Source organism: Aminobacter sp. GW821-FHT11F06 (assembly GCF_058808215.1).
This window is the reverse complement of sequence record NZ_JBXARL010000002.1, coordinates 108,624-124,173: the sequence shown is the minus strand read 5'-3', so window position 1 is coordinate 124,173 and position 15,550 is coordinate 108,624. Positions and strand designations below refer to the sequence as shown.

Sequence of the window (15,550 nt, the reverse complement as noted above, 5' to 3'; positions counted from 1 at the left end):
CGACCTCGCTTCGCTCGGCCACCTTCTCCCACAAGGGGAGAAGGCAAAATCGCGCACGTCTCGCCCTTTCGGTGGGGCTGACACACTTCTTCACCGCCACGCCCCGTTTCCGGTCTGGCCATTGTCAAAGAGCACTCCCTTGCAGGAGGTGGTTCGGGAAGCGGGGCGCGAGGCCGTGCCGTCCGATTAGTTATTATGTGGCGCGAACCTCGCGCCCCGCCCGGTGTTCTTGCCCCGCTCAGTCGCCTCAACGCTTTCGCGCCGCCAGCCGCCGCAAGGCCTGGGCTTGGGGGCTCATCACCCAGCAGGAGAACCGACCCCCTGCCAGCCCGGCACCGGCGCTTCCCCCCGATGCCCGGTGCGCACCGGGGTCCCGTGGAAGAACGCGAGGTGAATGATACGGGAGGTGGAGAGGGCGTGGAGAAACAGGGGCCGGCTATCCACGGTGATTGCTGACAGATGGTGACAGCGGTTGCGCGTTCAAAGGACAGTTCTGGAACGCCTCATTCCTTCGCACCCCCCTCTGGCCTGCCGGCCATCTCCCCCACAAGGAGGGAGATCACGCCGCCATCGGCGCCCCAGCTAATCACCAACTTTGCACGCTGACTTTGCACGCTGATTTCTTGCGAACTTGCAGGATGAGCACCGTCGCGGACGTGACTAATCTCCCCCCTTGAGGGGGAGATGGCCGGCAGGCCAGAGGGGGGTGCGAAGGATCGCGACGTGGAGGGAGGACCCAAACCGAAGGCCACAAAAAATCGGCCACAGTGGAGAAGCTCCCCACGGTGGCCGCTTGTTCATCGCGATAGAGCTGCGCCTTACCCCCTCAGTTCCCGCCTCAGAATCTTGCCGACATTGGTCTTCGGCAGTTCGGTGCGGAACTCGATGTATTTCGGCCGCTTGTAGCCGGTCAGGTTTTCGCGGCAGTAGGCGATCAGCGCCTCGACCGTCAGATTGGGGTCCTTGCGCACCACGAACAGTTTTGGCACTTCGCCCGAATGCTCGTCCGGCACGCCGATGGCAGCGACTTCGAGCACGCCGGGATGCTGGGCGACGACGTCTTCGAGCTCGTTGGGATAGACGTTGAAGCCCGAGACCAGGATCATGTCCTTCTTGCGGTCGACGATCTTGGTGAAGCCGCGCGCGTCCATGAAGCCCATGTCGCCAGACTTGAAGTAGCCGTCGGCGGTCATCACCTTGGCGGTCTCGTCGGCGCGGTTCCAGTAGCCAGCCATCACTTGCGGGCCCTTGATGCAGATCTCGCCGACCTCGCCGAGCGGCAAATCATTGTCGTCCTCGTCGCGGATGGCGATGTCGGTCGAGGGCAGGGGCAGGCCGATGGTGCCGGTGAAATCGGGCGAGCTGCACTTGTTGGCGGTTGCCACCGGCGAGGTTTCCGACAGGCCGTAGCCTTCGGTGATGTGGTTGCCCGTCGCCTTCTTCCAGCGCTCGGCGACAGGCCTCTGCACGGCCATGCCGCCGCCAAGGCTGAGCATCAGCCCGGAGAAGTCGAGCTTGCGGAATTCCTCATTATTGGTCAGCGCGTTGAACAGCGTGTTGAGGCCGGGGAAGATGTTGAACTTGAACTTCTTCAGTTCCTTGACGAAGCCCGGGATGTCGCGCGGATTGGGGATCAAGACGTTGAGCGCGCCCTGCTGCATGCCCATCAGCGCGTTCACCGTGAGCGCGAAGATATGATAGAGCGGCAGCGCGCAGATGAAGGTCAAATGCGGCGGCTTGGGCCGCACGGTGTAGGCGTCCTCCACCCACAGCGCGAGCTGGGCGACATTGGCCAGCACGTTGGAGTGGACAAGCATCGCGCCCTTGGAGATGCCTGTGGTGCCGCCGGTATATTGCAGGAAGGCGACGTCGTCGGCTTTGACCGTGACCGGCTTGAAGGTCATGGCAGCGCCTTCGTTCAGCGCTGTCTGGAACTTGACGTGGCCGGGCAGCGACCACGCCGGCACCAGCTTCTTGACCCGACGCACCACAAGGTTGACCAGCAGGCCCTTGAGCCCGAGCATCTCGCCCATCGAGGCGACGACGACGTGCTTGACGTGGGTCCTGGCAATGATCGCCTGGAGCGTGGTGGCGAAGTTTTCGAGGATGATGATCGCTTCGGCACCGGAGTCCTTGAGCTGGTATTCGAGCTCGCGCGGCGTGTAGAGCGGGTTGACGTTCACGACGGTGTAGCCGGCACGCAGGATCGCCATCATGGCGACAGGATATTGCAGCACGTTGGGCATCATGATCGCCACGCGCGCGCCCTTGGCCAAGCCTTTCGACTGCAGCCAGGCGGCGAAGGCGGTCGACAGGCGGTTGAGCTCGCCATAGCTCAGCGACTTGCCCATGCACGAAAAGGCGGGGCGGCCGGCATATTGACGGCAGGCTTCGCTCAACAGGTCGCCGATGGAGTTGTAGGCCAAAGGCGCGATCTCGGCCGGCATGTTGGCGGGATAGCTTTTCAGCCAGGGCCTGGCGTCGGCCTTGACGATCACCGCCTTGGCAGGTGCGGCGTTTGCAGCCGGTGCAGCCGGTGCAGCCTTTGCCGCCGGTGCCTTGGCGGCGGGCTTGGCCTTGGCGGCTGGAGCCGCGGTCTTCGCCTTGGCAACCGGCTTCGGCATTTCGGCGATCCTGGCCGGCGTGGACTTTGCTTCAGGCTTTGCGGTCGCGGGCTTGGCAGCTTCGCCCTTCACGGGAGCTGCGGTCGCAGGCTTGGGCTTTGCGACCGCAACCTTGGCGGCAGCGGGCTTGGCTTTGGCGGTCGTGGTCTTGGCCGCTGGCGTTTTGGCTGCCGGTTTGGCGGAAATCGCCGCCGCCGGCTTGCTGACAGCTGCCTTGGTCGGAGCTGACGGCTCAGCCTTCGCTTTCGCAGTGGGTTTAGGAGTAGTCGCGGCGGGCTTCGCCTCGGACTTCCTGGCGGGGGGCGGTGTCTTGGCTGCCGGCTTGGCGGTGTCGGCCTTGACCACAGGCTTGGGCGCGGGGGTGGCTTTGGCCTTGACCGGTGCTGCTTTCGTCTTGGCAGGCACTGCCTTTGGTGCCGCTGCCTTCACGGCAGGCTTGGTCTCGGACTTTGCCTTGTCGGCTGGCTGGGCCGCCGCCTTGTTGGATGCGGTCTGCGCCGTACCTGCCTTGCCGGTGGATTTAGCCAATGCAACCTCCCTCGATGTTCTTGTTTCCGGCTGTGGTGGTCCGCCGGCTTTCGCCCTCGTCTACGTCGCAGCGCATAAGAACAGTGCCGCGTCGGGGCATGTTGTAGTTGTTTGTATTGCTAGCTGACGTGCACGGCAAGTATCACCCAACGTCACCTTGGAAAGTGAATTGTCAGGGCCAGCAGCTACACGGCCCCGTGCACCGGCCGGGGCGAATTGCCTGTCGTTGCGATGATATAACTCGCCAAGGCCGAATCTAACGGCAAGTTCAAATTCCACGTCACGCAGTGGAACTGGCCGATTTTCGACTATTTCGAAGTCATCTGTGGGTAAATTATTGTGCTTACCAAAGGGCAGGTAGGCGGGGAGTTCCAATGCTCAATAAACGGTGCTTATATGCGCGCCTGCGAGCCTGAACTGGGATGGGCTTGGGCAAAATCATAGGGAGTGTTCAATGATCAAAAAAACGACCTTTGCGGCCGCGTTGCTGGCTGCAACCGTCCTGAGCGGTGCGGCGAGCGCGAAGACGTTCGTGTACTGCTCGGAAGGTTCGCCTGAAGGCTTCGATCCGGGCCTCTATACCGCCGGTACGACCTTCGACGCGTCGGCGCACACCGTCTATAACCGCCTGCTTGAGTTCAAGAAGGGCACCACCGAGACCGAGCCGGGCCTGGCCGAGAGCTACACGATTTCCGACGACGGCCTGGAGTACACCTTCAAGCTGCGTCCGGGCGTCAAGTACCAGACCACCGAGTTCTTCACGCCGAGCCGCGACTTCAATGCCGACGACGTGGTCTTCTCCTATGAGCGCCAGCTCAAGGCCGACAATCCCTGGAACAAGTATGTTGCGGGCGCTTCGTGGGAATACTCAGCCGGCATGGGCTTCCCGGAAGTCATCAAGTCGGTTGAAAAGGTCGACGACCTGACCGTCAAGTTCGTGCTGACCCGCAAGGAAGCACCGTTCCTGGCCAACATCGCGATGCCTTTCGCATCGATCATGTCGAAGGAATATGCCGACAAGCTGCAGGCCGACGGCAAGATGAACCAGCTCAACCAGATGCCGCTCGGCACCGGTCCGTTCAGCTTCGTTGCCTACCAGCAGGACGCCATCATCCGCTACAAGGCCAACCCGGACTATTGGGGCGGCAAGCAGAAGATCGACGACCTGGTCTTCGCGATCACCCCTGACGCATCGGTTCGCTACCAGAAGCTGAAGGCTGGCGAATGCCACCTGATGCCGTTCCCGAACGCGGCCGATGTCGCTGCGATGAAGACCGATCCGAACCTGAAGGTGATGGAGCAGGAAGGCCTGAACGTCGCTTACATGGCCTACAACACCACCCAGGCTCCGTTCGACAAGCCGGAAGTCCGCAAGGCGCTGAACCAGGCCATCAACAAGCAGGCCATCGTCGACGCCGTGTTCCAGGGTGCGGCCACGCCTGCCACCAACCCGATCCCGCCGACGATGTGGTCGTACAACAAGTCGATCCAAGACGATAAGTACGATCCGGAAGCATCGAAGAAGGCGCTTGAGGCCGCTGGCGTCAAGGACCTCAAGATGAAGCTGTGGGCGATGCCGGTTTCGCGTCCCTACATGCTCAACGCCCGCCGCGCTGCCGAGCTGATCCAGTCCGACTTCGCCAAGGTTGGCGTCACGGCCGAGATCGTCTCTTACGAGTGGGCCGAGTACCTCGACAAGTCGAAGGCCAAGGATCGTGACGGCGCTGTCATGCTCGGCTGGACCGGCGACAATGGCGATCCGGACAACTTCCTTGACACCCTGCTCGGCTGCACGGCCGTCGGCGGCAACAACCGCGCGCAGTGGTGCAACAAGGAGTTCGACGATCTGGTGAAGAAGGCCAAGGAGACGACCGACCTGGCCGAGCGCACCAAGCTCTACGAGCAGGCGCAGGTTGTGTTCAAGAAGGAAGCGCCCTGGGCAACCATCGACCACTCGCTGTCGATCGTCCCGATGCGCAAGGGCGTTGAAGGCTTCGTCCAGAGCCCGCTCGGCGACTTCGCCTTCGACGGTGTTGACATCACCGAGTAAGGCTGCCTAAACAGATCAGCCTTGGGTTGGGGCGCTTGGATCACAAGCGCCCCAATGCACATTTTGTGCTACCCTTACCGAAATCTCGGAACATTCACTTAAAAGGTCTGACATGCTCCGGTTCCTCTTGGGGCGGCTAGCCGTCCTCATCCCGACGTTCGTCGGGGTTTCCATCATCGCATTCTCATTCATCCGACTTCTGCCTGGCGATCCGGTCGCCCTGCTGTCCGGCGAGCGCGTCATGTCGCCTGAGCGGCACGCGGAAATCTCCGCCCAGCTCGGTTTCGACCGGCCGATCGTCATCCAGTATCTCGATTATCTCTGGGGCGTGGTGCGCGGCGATTTCGGCACGTCGATCGTCACCAAGAGGCCGGTTATCGACCAGTTCTTCGAACTGTTTCCGGCGACTGTCGAGCTTTCGCTCTGCGCCATCATCTTCGCCATCGCGCTCGGCGTTCCGGCAGGCATTATCGCCGCGATCAAGCGCGGCTCCTTCGCCGACCAGGCGATGATGGGCACAGCACTCGTCGGCTTCTCGATGCCGATCTTCTGGTGGGGCCTGCTGCTGATCATGCTGGTATCAGGCATGCTCGGCTGGACGCCCGTCTCCGGCCGCATCTCGCTGATGTTCTACTTCCCGCGCGTCACCGGCTTCATGCTGATCGACTCGCTGCTCTCAGGCCAGGCCGGCGCGTTCAAGTCGGCCGTCAGCCACCTGATCCTGCCGACGATCGTTCTGGGCACCATTCCGCTCGCCGTCATTGCGCGCCAGACGCGCTCGGCGATGCTGGAAGTGCTGTCGGAGGACTATGTCCGCACCGCGCGTGCCAAGGGCCTGTCGACCTTCCGTGTCGTCGGCGTCCATGCGCTGCGCAACGCCATGATCCCGGTCGTCACCACGATCGGCCTGCAGGTCGGCGTCATGCTCGCCGGCGCGATCCTGACCGAGACGATCTTCTCTTGGCCGGGTATCGGCAAGTGGATGGTCGATTCCGTGTCGCGGCGCGACTATGCCGTCATCCAGGGCGGCCTGCTCATGATCGCCGCTGTCATCATGCTGGTGAACCTTGCCGTGGACCTGCTCTACGGGCTCATCAATCCGCGTATCCGGCACTAGGAGGGCGTCATGTCTCAAGCTGCTGCAACCAGCGCCGTCTCGACCGATCCGTCCCGCCGGGCGCGACTGGCCGAATTCTGGTACTACTTCTCCGAAAACCGTGGCGCTGTCATCGGCCTCGTGTTCTTCATTTTTCTGGTGCTGCTGGCGATCTTCGCACCGCTGATCGCGCCGCATGATCCGACCCAGCAATACCGCGACGCGGTTCTGGTTCCGCCGTTCTGGCAGGAGGGCGGCCGCGCCGACTTCCTGCTCGGCACCGACGCCGTCGGCCGTGACATGCTTTCGCGACTGATCTACGGCACCCAGTTCTCGCTGTTCGTCGGTGTCATCGTGACGACCCTGTCGCTCGTCGTCGGCGTCGTCTTCGGCGTCATCGCCGGCTATTTCCGCGGCTGGGTCGACACTGCCATCATGCGCGTGATGGACATCATTCTCGCATTCCCCTCGCTGCTGCTTGCCCTGGTGCTGGTGGCCATCCTCGGGCCGGGCCTGGTCAACGCGATGATCGCCATCTCGCTCGTGTACCAGCCGCATTTCGTGCGTCTGGCGCGCGCAGCCGTGATGAGCGAAAAGTCCCGCGACTATGTCGTCGCCGCCAAGGTCGCCGGTGCGAGCCATGCCCGGCTGATGTTCAAGACGATCCTGCCGAACTGCATGGCGCCGCTGATCGTCCAGGCGACGCTGTCGTTTTCCAGCGCCATTCTCGACGCCGCAGCGCTGGGCTTCCTCGGCATGGGCGCGCAGCCGCCGACGCCGGAATGGGGCACCATGCTGGCCGAGGCCCGCGAGTTCATCCAAAGCAAGTGGTGGGTGGTGACGCTTCCGGGCATCGCGATCCTGGTCACGGTGCTGGCGATCAACCTGATGGGCGATGGCCTGCGCGATGCGCTCGATCCGAAGCTGAAGAGGTCCTGACATGGCGCTTCTCGAAATCGAAAACCTTGTCGTCGAGTTCCAGACGGCCTCCGGCCCGTTCCGGGCTGTCAACGGCGTGTCGATGAAGGTCCACGAGCGCGAGGTTCTCGCCATCGTCGGCGAGTCCGGCTCGGGCAAGTCGGTGGCGATGCTGGCTGCGATGGGGCTTTTGCCCTGGACGGCCAATGTCACCGCCGACAAGCTGACCTTCAACGGCCGCGACCTGCTGGCGATGCCCGCCAGCGAACGGCGCAAGATCATCGGCAAGGACATTGCCATGATCTTCCAGGAGCCGGTGGCGAGCCTCAACCCGTGCTTCACCGTCGGCTTCCAGATCGAGGAAGTGCTGCGCGTCCACTTGGGGCTCGACAGGACCGCCCGCCGCAAGCGCGCGATCGAGCTGTTTGAAGCTGTCGGCATTGCCGATCCGGCCGAGCGCCTTGGCTCCTATCCGCACCAGATGTCGGGCGGCCAGTGCCAACGCGTGATGATCGCCATCGCGATCGCCTGCAACCCGAAGCTGCTCATCGCCGACGAGCCGACCACCGCGCTCGACGTGACGATCCAGAAGCAGATCCTCGATCTGCTGATGAAGCTGCAGGCCGACCATGGCATGGGCTTGATCATGATCACTCACAACATGGGTGTCGTGGCCGAGACCGCCGACCGCGTCGTCGTGCAGTACAAGGGCCGCAAGATGGAAGAAGCCGACGTGCTGACGCTGTTCGAGAATCCGAAGAGCAACTATACGCGCGCGCTTCTCGCGGCCTTGCCGGACAATGCGACCGGTGATCGGCTGCCGACGATCTCCGAACTCTTCGTCGACGACCAGGTGGAAGGGGCTGCACGATGAGCGTCATTCTCGAAGCGCGCAACATCGTGCGCGACTACCATGTGCCTGGCAGCTTTCTGAAGAAGGCCAAGACCGTGCACGCCGTGAAGGGCGTGAGCTTCAACGTCGAGAAGGGCAAGACGCTGGCGATCGTCGGCGAAAGCGGCTGCGGCAAGTCCACGCTCGGCCGCATCCTGACGCTGATCGACCCGGCGACGTCGGGCGATTTGCTGCTCGAAGGCAACAAGGTCGACATCGCCAAGGGGGATCTCACGCCGGAGATGCGCCGCAAGGTGCAGATCGTGTTCCAGAACCCCTACGGTTCGCTTAACCCGCGCCAGAAGATCGGCGACATCCTGACCGAGCCGCTGGTCATCAACACCAATACGCCGGCCGACGAACGCCGCGACCGGGCGATGAAGCTGCTGAAGAAGGTCGGCCTCGAAGAGAAGCACTACAACCGCTACCCGCACATGTTTTCGGGCGGCCAGCGCCAGCGCATCGCCATCGCGCGCGCGCTGATGCTGAACCCGAAGCTGCTGGTGCTGGACGAACCTGTCTCGGCGCTCGATTTGTCGGTGCAGGCCCAGGTGCTCAACCTGTTGGCCGACCTGCAGGACGAGTTCCAGCTGACCTACGTCTTCATCAGCCATGACCTCAGCGTGGTGCGCTACATCGCCGACGATGTGATGGTGATGTATTTCGGCGAAGCTGTCGAATATGGCAGCCGCGACGAGGTGTTTTCCAACCCGCAGCACAGCTACACCAAGACGCTGTTTGCAGCGACGCCGCGCGCCGATGTCGAAAGCATCCGCGCCCGCATCGCCAAGAAGAAGGCGGCCTGAGAGGCAGCCCGAATCTTCGACTGACGGCGAAACATTTCGGCCCGGAAATCGGAAACGGTTTCCGGGCCGACGCATTTGAAAGGCGTTCACCGGTGCGGTGCGGTGCTCAAGGAGCACAATGTTTTGGGCCAGAGGCTGAAAACGCCAATTTCGTCTCTCGCAAAACGGCTTTCCCGGATCATAATCCCGGCCATCATTTGACGGGCCGGCGATTTCGTCGCGCCGATGGTTCAGGGGGCTGACATGGCTGATTTCAAAATTTCCAGGCGCAAGGTTCTGGCAGGGTCGGCATTGCTGCTGGCTTCGACAGCACTGCCTTCGATCGGCTGGACGCAGGCCAGGAAGGGTGGTCGCCTGGTGGTCGCCGCCGATTCCGAGCCGCGCAACCTCAACCCGGCGATCGTTGCCTCCAACGGCGTGTTCTTCGTGTCGAGCAAGGTGATCGAGCCGCTGGCCGAAGCCTCGTTCGACGGCGAGGGCGGGCTCGACCCACGGCTGGCAACGAGCTGGGAGGGCTCCGACGACGGATTGTCGGTGACCTTCAAGCTGCGCGAGGGCGTGACCTGGCACGACGGCAAGCCGTTCACCTCGGCCGACGTGGCGTTTTCCGCGCTCAGCATCTGGAAGCCGCTGCAGAATCTCGGCCGCGTCGTCTTCAAGAACCTCGATGCGGTCGAAACGCCTGACGCGCACACGGCGGTCTTCAAATTCTCCACGCCGACGCCGCTGCAGCTGATCAAGAACGCGCTGCCGGCGCTGACATCTGTCGTGCCCAAGCATGTCTATGAAGGCACCGACATTGCCACGAACCCGGCCAACAACGCCCCCATCGGCACCGGGCCGTTCAAGTTTGCCGAGCACAAGGCGGGCGAATATTACCGGCTCGTGCGCAATGACACATACTGGCGCGAAGGCGAGCCGCAGCTCGACGAGATCATCTATCGCGTGCTGCCCGACCGCGCGGCTGCTGCCGGTGCGCTGGAAGCGGAAGAAATCCAGCTCGCCGCTTTCTCGGCGGTGCCGCTGGCCGATCTCGAGCGCATCTCCAAAGTGCCGGGTATTAAGGTGATCGGGGAGGGCTACGAGGCGCTGACCTATCAGCTGGTCGTCGAGATCAACCATCGCCGCAAGGAACTGGCCGACCTCAAGGTGCGCCAGGCGATCGCGCACGCCATCGACAAGGATTTTGTCGTCAAGACGATCTTCCTCGGCCACGCCACCCCCTCGACTGGGCCGGTGCCGGTCAACGACAAGCAGTTCTATTCGTCCGACGTGCCGGCCTATCGCTTCGACGTCGCCAAGGCCAATGCGCTGCTCGACGAAGCCGGTTATCCCAAGGGCGACAACGGCAACCGTTTCAGCTTGAAGCTTCTGCCCGCACCCTATTTCAGCGAGACCAAGCAGTTCGGCGATTATCTGCGCCAGGCGCTTGCAACCGTGGGCATAGATGCCGAGCTGGTCAACAACGATTCCGCCGCGCACCAGAAGGCCGTCTATACCGACCACGCCTTCGACCTGGCCATCGCACCGCCCGTGTTCCGTGGGGACCCGGCGATCTCGACAACCATCCTGGTGCAGTCGGGCATCCCCGATGGCGTGCCCTTCTCCAACCAGGGCGGCTACAAGAACGCCGCGCTCGACGCGCTGATCGCCAAGGCGGCGGAAACGCTCGACGATACCGCCCGCACCGATCTCTACGATCAGTTCCAGCAGATAGTGGTCGAGGACCTGCCGCTGATCAACGTCGCCGAATGGGGCTTCATCACCGTCGCCCGCGACAGCGTGAAGAACGTTGCGAACAACCCGCGCTGGGCGGTTTCGAACTGGGCGGACACCTATGTCGAAACGTGACATCATCTTTCCAGTTGGGATGATGATCCGTTACTGAGCATGCCCCTGGGAATTGCAGTGCCTAAAATTACCCCCACCCCTAACCCCTCCCCACAAGGGGGAGGGGGACGCGTCGGCGTGAGCGTCCTCAGCCGTGCGACATCTGACGTGGCGCGAAGGGAATTCCCCTCCCCCTTGTGGGGAGGGGTTAGGGGTGGGGGTGATTGCCCAACCACCTGGGCGCCGGTGGTACGCCGGTGACCCGCGCCTTGCACATGCTGAGGCGCCGGCTGATCGGCAGCATTCCGGTGCTGCTGATCGTTGTTGTCGGCTCGTTCCTCTTGCTCGAAGCCGCGCCCGGCGATGCCGTCGACGCCTATATCGCGTCGGTCGGCGGCGACGCCGGCATGATCGAGGCGCTGCGCCAGAACTGGGGGCTCGATGCTTCGCCGGCGACCCGGCTTGCCGCCTATCTCTGGTCGCTGCTGCATCTTGACCTCGGCCATTCGGTCGCCCTGTCGCGGCCGGTGCTCGATGTCGTGCTGGAGCGGCTGCCCAACACGCTGTTGCTGATGGGCAGTGCTACAGCGCTTTCGTTCTTCCTGGGCACGACACTTGGCATCGTCGCCGGCTCGCGACCCGGAAGCTTTCGCGACCGATTTCTTTCCATTGGCTCGCTGGCGCTTTATGCCGTGCCCGGCTTCTGGCTGGCGCTGGTGTTGACAATCGTCTTTTCGGTTCAACTGCGCTGGCTGCCGCTGAGCGGCATGGAAACCATCGCCTCTGGCAAGACCGGGTTTTCGCGCGCGCTGGATATCGCCCGGCATCTCGTGCTGCCGGTGACGAGCCTCGGCATCATCTATCTCGCGCTTTATCTCAGGATGATGCGGACCGGCATGGCCGAGGTCTGGCGCATGGATTTTACCCTTGCCGCGCGTGCCCGTGGCATCGGCAGGAGCCGCATCGTCTGGCGTCACGTCGCGCGTAACGCGCTGTTGCCGCTGGTCACCATGCTTGGCCTGCAATCGGCGGCGATGCTCGGCGGCAGCGTCGTCATCGAAAGCGTGTTTTCCATTCCCGGCCTTGGCCGGCTGGCGCAGGAAGCGGTCGGCGCGCGCGACACGCCGCTGCTGATCGGCATCATCCTCGTCAGTGCGGTGCTGGTGATCTTCATCAACCTCGTCGTCGATCTGCTTTATGCCGTGCTCGACCCGCGTGTCGGCGCTAGCGAGGCCCATTCGGGTGAGGTTGGCGCATGACGCTGTCCCGCCTGACCCGCTCGCCCGAGTCCGTCGCCGGCTTTGTCATTCTTGGCTGCCTGGTGGCGATGGCGCTGGCGGCACCGATACTGTTTCCCCGCGACCCGATGTCGATTGCCGGCCCCGCTTTGCTGCGGCCGTTCCAGGATTGGGCGCTGCCGCTCGGCACCGACAGGCTCGGCCGCGACGTGCTGGCCGGGTTGTTTCATGGCGCCCGCACATCGCTGGCCGTCGGTCTTGCGGCTGCCGCCGCTTCGATCCTTGTCGGCAGTGTCGTCGGCACCGTTGCCGGCTTTGCCGGCGGGCTTGTCGACGAGGTGCTGATGCGCATCACCGACGCGTTCCAGACCGTGCCCGGTTTCCTGCTGTCGCTGTCGCTGGTCAGCGTCGTTGGGCCTTCGCTCGGCGTCGTCGTGGTGGCGATCGCGCTCAGCGCCTGGACCGGGCCGGCGCGCATCGCGCGTGCCGAAGTGCTGTCGATCCGCGAGCGCGATTATGTCGCGAGTGCCCGGGTGATCGGCATGCATCCGCTCGAGATCGCCTTCCGCGAGGTGCTGCCCAACGCGCTGCCACCGGTGCTGGCGCTGTCGTCGGTGATCGTGGCGGCGGCGATCCTGACCGAGGCGGCGCTGTCGTTCCTCGGCCTTGGCGATCCCAACCGCGTGACCTGGGGCGGCATGATCGCGGAGGGCAGGGCGGTGCTGCGCTCGGCACCTTTCCTCTCGATCATCCCCGGCATCGCCCTGGTGCTCGCCGTGCTCGGCGTCTACCTCGCCGGCGAAGGCATCGTCGAAAGCGCAGCCACCAGGCGGGGGAACGCGTGATGGCTCTGCTCGATGTGCGCGGGCTTGGCGTCTGCTACGGCAATGATGTCCTGGCCCTTGAAGGCGTTGACCTCGACCTCGCCGCTGGCGAGCGGCTGGCGGTCATCGGCGAGAGCGGTTCGGGCAAGAGCACGCTCGCACGCGCCATCGCCGGGCTTTTGCCGCCCGCTGCCAAGGTCGAGGGCAGCATCGCTTGGCCGGAGCTTGGGCGGGTGGCGCGAAACGGACGCGACATCGGTTTCATTTTCCAGGATCCGGCATCGAGCCTTGATCCCGTCATGAATGTCGGCGACCAGGTCGCCGAGGTGGCCCATGTCAATGTCGACATGCCATGGTCTGCGGCGCGGCGGCTGGCGGTCGAACTGCTCGACAGGGTCAAGCTGCCGGAGCCGCCCGCAACCGCGAAAGCCTATCCGCACCAGCTTTCGGGCGGCCAGAAACAGCGCGTGGCGATTGCCGCGGCCATTGCCGCCGGGCCGAGGCTACTGATCGCCGACGAGGCGACGAGCGCGCTTGACACCATCGTGCAGGCTGAGATCGTTTCGCTGATCCGGGGACTGGTCGACGAGGACGGCATGGCGCTTTTGTTCGTCAGCCACGACATCGCTTTGGCGGCGAACCTCGCCGACCGCATCGCCGTGTTCCGCCATGGCCGGCTGGTCGAGACAGGCGCAGCCGCATCGCTGATCGCGGCACCGGCGAGCGACTACACGCGCGCGCTGCTCGACGCCCATCTGGGGCTCGAGGCATGACCGGGGCGCTGCTTGAGGTCGAGGGCCTGTCGAAGCGCTTTGCACGCGGCGGCAAGGGATTTGCCGCACTTGATGGTGTCGGCTTTTCCATTGCGGCGGGGGAAACACTGGCGCTTGTCGGTCCCTCCGGCAGCGGCAAGTCGACGGTGGCGCGCATCCTGCTGCGGCTCGTCGAGGCCGATGCGGGCAACGTTCATTTCCAGGGGCAGGATCTGCTGGCGCTGAAAGGCGCCCGATTGCGCGCTGTCAGGGCAAAGTTGCAGATGGTGTTCCAAGACCCGCAAGCGGCCTTCAATCCGCGCGCAACCGTTGCGCGCTTGCTCGACGATCCGCTGCGCATCCACGGTATCGTTCCAAGCGGCGAACGGTCAAAGGCGATTGCCGCACTGCTCGAACGCGTCGGGCTGCCAGCGGAACTCGCCGGCCGCGCCGTGCACGAGATTTCGGGCGGCCAGCGCCAGCGCGTTGCCATCGCGCGGGCGCTTGCGACAAAACCGTCGCTGATCGTGCTCGACGAGGCGGTGTCGGCGCTCGACGTTCTGGTGCGTGCCGATATCCTGCGCCTGCTCGCCGATCTGCAAAAAGACGAAGGCATCGCCTATCTTTTCATCTCGCACGATCTCGGCGCGGTGCGTGCCATCGCCCATCGCATCGCCATCATGGATGGCGGCAAGATCGTCGAACAGGGCGAGGCGCGGGCAGTGTTCCAAAGCCCCGTTTCCGCGACCGGCAAGGCGCTGGTTGCGGCCACGCCCGAACTGCCGCGTGCCAAGGAGAATGCATCGTGACCGATCCCGCTGTCAGGGCCGAAAAGCTCGCCGCCGAACTCGACGCGGCCTTTCGCAACCGCGCCGACCTCTACCGGCTGATGCTGGACGAACTCGCCGCCGAGTTCGGCGACGACAAGGCCGAGGAGATCCTGGTGCGGGCGATCGAAAAGCGCGGCCGCGAGGTCGCCGAGGTGGCCTTCGCCGAGTTCGGGCCCAACGACGCGCGCGCCATCGGTGAGGCCTTTCTGGCGGTCAGCCCCGATGGCGGGCGCATGTATCCGACCGATGTCGAGCGCAGCGACAGCCACATCGCCTTCAAGGTCAAGCGCTGCCCGCTCAAGGATGCCTGGGTGGGTGCTGGTGTCGGAGACGACAGGTTGGCTGTGCTGTGCCGGATCGCCGGTGCCTTCGACCGTGGCCTGTTCGAGGCGACAGGCGTTCGCTTCGACAATGTCACCTGGACGCCGGGCCACGGCTCGGGCTGCTGCCATATCTGCCTGACCGACCGGGACGGCTGAACAAGCCAAGGCAGATGGACTTGGGCCGCCCGATCATGCGACGATTCTTCACCGGCGTGAGTCGTGGGCCGGCAACATGAGGCAAGGCGATGTATAAATTCGAGGTCTACAAGGACAAGGGCGGCGAGTTCCGGTTCCGCTTCCGGGCGTCCAACGGCGAGGTAATGTTCGGTTCGGAAGGCTATGCGGCCAAGGCATCGGCGCTGAAGGCAATCGAGTCGATCAAGAAAAACGCACCCGGCGCTGCCGTCGAAGACCAGACCACTGCCGTCGCCTGATTTTAGAGCGCTGCGCGTCCATCTGGGCGCATAAAGGACGTTGTTGAACCTGCGCATCGTATTCTTCCGAAACCCATGCCGGTATTCGGGCCGACGCGCGAAACCAGGAGAGATCAAATGGGTATCGAAAGCCTTCTTATCTTCCTCATCGTCGGTGCGGTCGCCGGCTGGCTCGCGGGGCAACTCGTCAAGGGCTATGGCTTCGGCCTCATCGGCAACATCGTCGTCGGCATCGTCGGCGCGCTGATCGCCGGCTGGCTGTTTCCGGCCATCGGCATCAGCCTCGGCTCCGGCATTGTCGCTGCGATCATCCACGCCACCATAGGTGCGGTGATCCTCCTGGTGTTGCTGAGGCTGGTCAAACAAGCCTAGCGACAGTCACCAGCAACAACGCAAAAGGCGGTC

14 protein-coding genes are annotated in these 15,550 nt (G+C 63.7%); 13 read left to right on the top strand and 1 reads right to left on the bottom strand.

Going from position 1 to position 15,550, the window contains the following annotated elements:
* Nucleotides 1–818 precede the first annotated feature (818 nt).
* Complete coding sequence (locus AC1RTB_RS05010) at nucleotides 819–3,152, bottom strand: long-chain fatty acid--CoA ligase (RefSeq protein WP_492875304.1); 2,334 nt, start codon at nucleotides 3,150–3,152, stop codon at nucleotides 819–821.
* Between the two features lie 454 nt (nucleotides 3,153–3,606).
* Here AC1RTB_RS05010 and AC1RTB_RS05005 point away from each other — a divergent pair, with 454 nt between their 5' ends.
* The 13 genes from AC1RTB_RS05005 (at nucleotide 3,607) to AC1RTB_RS04945 (ending at nucleotide 15,517) form a co-directional block, all read left to right on the top strand.
* On the top strand, nucleotides 3,607–5,202 hold the full coding sequence (locus tag AC1RTB_RS05005) for an ABC transporter substrate-binding protein (RefSeq protein ID WP_492875303.1): 1,596 nt from the start codon (nucleotides 3,607–3,609) through the stop codon (nucleotides 5,200–5,202).
* Nucleotides 5,203–5,314: 112 nt separating this feature from the next.
* Nucleotides 5,315–6,319, top strand: coding sequence for an ABC transporter permease subunit (locus AC1RTB_RS05000; RefSeq protein ID WP_492875302.1), 1,005 nt, complete (start codon nucleotides 5,315–5,317; stop codon nucleotides 6,317–6,319).
* Between the two features lie 9 nt (nucleotides 6,320–6,328).
* Nucleotides 6,329–7,237, top strand: a complete 909-nt coding sequence (locus AC1RTB_RS04995) for an ABC transporter permease subunit (protein WP_492875300.1) — start codon at nucleotides 6,329–6,331, stop codon at nucleotides 7,235–7,237.
* Nucleotide 7,238: 1 nt separating this feature from the next.
* Nucleotides 7,239–8,090, top strand: coding sequence for an ABC transporter ATP-binding protein (locus AC1RTB_RS04990; protein ID WP_492875299.1), 852 nt, complete (start codon nucleotides 7,239–7,241; stop codon nucleotides 8,088–8,090).
* Nucleotides 8,087–8,914, top strand: coding sequence for an ABC transporter ATP-binding protein (locus AC1RTB_RS04985; RefSeq protein ID WP_492875297.1), 828 nt, complete (start codon nucleotides 8,087–8,089; stop codon nucleotides 8,912–8,914). The genes AC1RTB_RS04990 and AC1RTB_RS04985 overlap by 4 nt, the downstream gene beginning before the upstream one ends.
* Nucleotides 8,915–9,157: 243 nt before the next feature.
* On the top strand, nucleotides 9,158–10,765 hold the full coding sequence (locus AC1RTB_RS04980; RefSeq protein ID WP_492875296.1) for an ABC transporter substrate-binding protein: 1,608 nt from the start codon (nucleotides 9,158–9,160) through the stop codon (nucleotides 10,763–10,765).
* A 236-nt stretch (nucleotides 10,766–11,001) separates the two neighbouring features.
* Nucleotides 11,002–12,003: an ABC transporter permease gene (locus AC1RTB_RS04975; protein WP_492876318.1), complete on the top strand. Its 1,002-nt coding sequence runs from the start codon at nucleotides 11,002–11,004 to the stop codon at nucleotides 12,001–12,003.
* Complete coding sequence (locus tag AC1RTB_RS04970; protein WP_492875294.1) at nucleotides 12,000–12,827, top strand: ABC transporter permease; 828 nt, start codon at nucleotides 12,000–12,002, stop codon at nucleotides 12,825–12,827. The genes AC1RTB_RS04975 and AC1RTB_RS04970 overlap by 4 nt, the downstream gene beginning before the upstream one ends.
* The gene (locus tag AC1RTB_RS04965) at nucleotides 12,827–13,579 is read left to right on the top strand and encodes an ABC transporter ATP-binding protein (RefSeq protein WP_492875292.1); all 753 of its coding nucleotides are present in this window, start codon (nucleotides 12,827–12,829) and stop codon (nucleotides 13,577–13,579) included. Before AC1RTB_RS04970 ends, AC1RTB_RS04965 begins: the two co-directional genes overlap by 1 nt.
* On the top strand, nucleotides 13,576–14,367 hold the full coding sequence (locus AC1RTB_RS04960) for an ATP-binding cassette domain-containing protein (protein WP_492875290.1): 792 nt from the start codon (nucleotides 13,576–13,578) through the stop codon (nucleotides 14,365–14,367). Before AC1RTB_RS04965 ends, AC1RTB_RS04960 begins: the two co-directional genes overlap by 4 nt.
* Nucleotides 14,364–14,867 (top strand): L-2-amino-thiazoline-4-carboxylic acid hydrolase, encoded by a 504-nt coding sequence (locus AC1RTB_RS04955; RefSeq protein ID WP_492875288.1) that lies wholly within the window; start codon nucleotides 14,364–14,366, stop codon nucleotides 14,865–14,867. Before AC1RTB_RS04960 ends, AC1RTB_RS04955 begins: the two co-directional genes overlap by 4 nt.
* A gap of 89 nt (nucleotides 14,868–14,956) precedes the next feature.
* Nucleotides 14,957–15,145: a YegP family protein gene (locus AC1RTB_RS04950; RefSeq protein ID WP_492875287.1), complete on the top strand. Its 189-nt coding sequence runs from the start codon at nucleotides 14,957–14,959 to the stop codon at nucleotides 15,143–15,145.
* A gap of 117 nt (nucleotides 15,146–15,262) precedes the next feature.
* Nucleotides 15,263–15,517 (top strand): GlsB/YeaQ/YmgE family stress response membrane protein, encoded by a 255-nt coding sequence (locus tag AC1RTB_RS04945; protein WP_492875285.1) that lies wholly within the window; start codon nucleotides 15,263–15,265, stop codon nucleotides 15,515–15,517.
* Nucleotides 15,518–15,550 lie beyond the last annotated feature (33 nt).

What these genes read in the sequence shown, in the direction of transcription:
- AC1RTB_RS04990 (WP_492875299.1), top strand. Translation starts at nt 7,239, where the DNA reads ATGGCGCTTCTCGAAATCGAAAACCTTGTCGTCGAGTTCCAGACGGCC.
- AC1RTB_RS04950 (WP_492875287.1), top strand. Translation starts at nt 14,957, where the DNA reads ATGTATAAATTCGAGGTCTACAAGGACAAGGGCGGCGAGTTCCGGTTC.
- AC1RTB_RS04965 (WP_492875292.1), top strand. Translation starts at nt 12,827, where the DNA reads ATGGCTCTGCTCGATGTGCGCGGGCTTGGCGTCTGCTACGGCAATGAT.
- AC1RTB_RS04945 (WP_492875285.1), top strand. Translation starts at nt 15,263, where the DNA reads ATGGGTATCGAAAGCCTTCTTATCTTCCTCATCGTCGGTGCGGTCGCC.
- AC1RTB_RS04960 (WP_492875290.1), top strand. Translation starts at nt 13,576, where the DNA reads ATGACCGGGGCGCTGCTTGAGGTCGAGGGCCTGTCGAAGCGCTTTGCA.
- AC1RTB_RS04970 (WP_492875294.1), top strand. Translation starts at nt 12,000, where the DNA reads ATGACGCTGTCCCGCCTGACCCGCTCGCCCGAGTCCGTCGCCGGCTTT.
- AC1RTB_RS04980 (WP_492875296.1), top strand. Translation starts at nt 9,158, where the DNA reads ATGGCTGATTTCAAAATTTCCAGGCGCAAGGTTCTGGCAGGGTCGGCA.
- AC1RTB_RS05000 (WP_492875302.1), top strand. Translation starts at nt 5,315, where the DNA reads ATGCTCCGGTTCCTCTTGGGGCGGCTAGCCGTCCTCATCCCGACGTTC.
- AC1RTB_RS04995 (WP_492875300.1), top strand. Translation starts at nt 6,329, where the DNA reads ATGTCTCAAGCTGCTGCAACCAGCGCCGTCTCGACCGATCCGTCCCGC.
- AC1RTB_RS04985 (WP_492875297.1), top strand. Translation starts at nt 8,087, where the DNA reads ATGAGCGTCATTCTCGAAGCGCGCAACATCGTGCGCGACTACCATGTG.
- AC1RTB_RS05005 (WP_492875303.1), top strand. Translation starts at nt 3,607, where the DNA reads ATGATCAAAAAAACGACCTTTGCGGCCGCGTTGCTGGCTGCAACCGTC.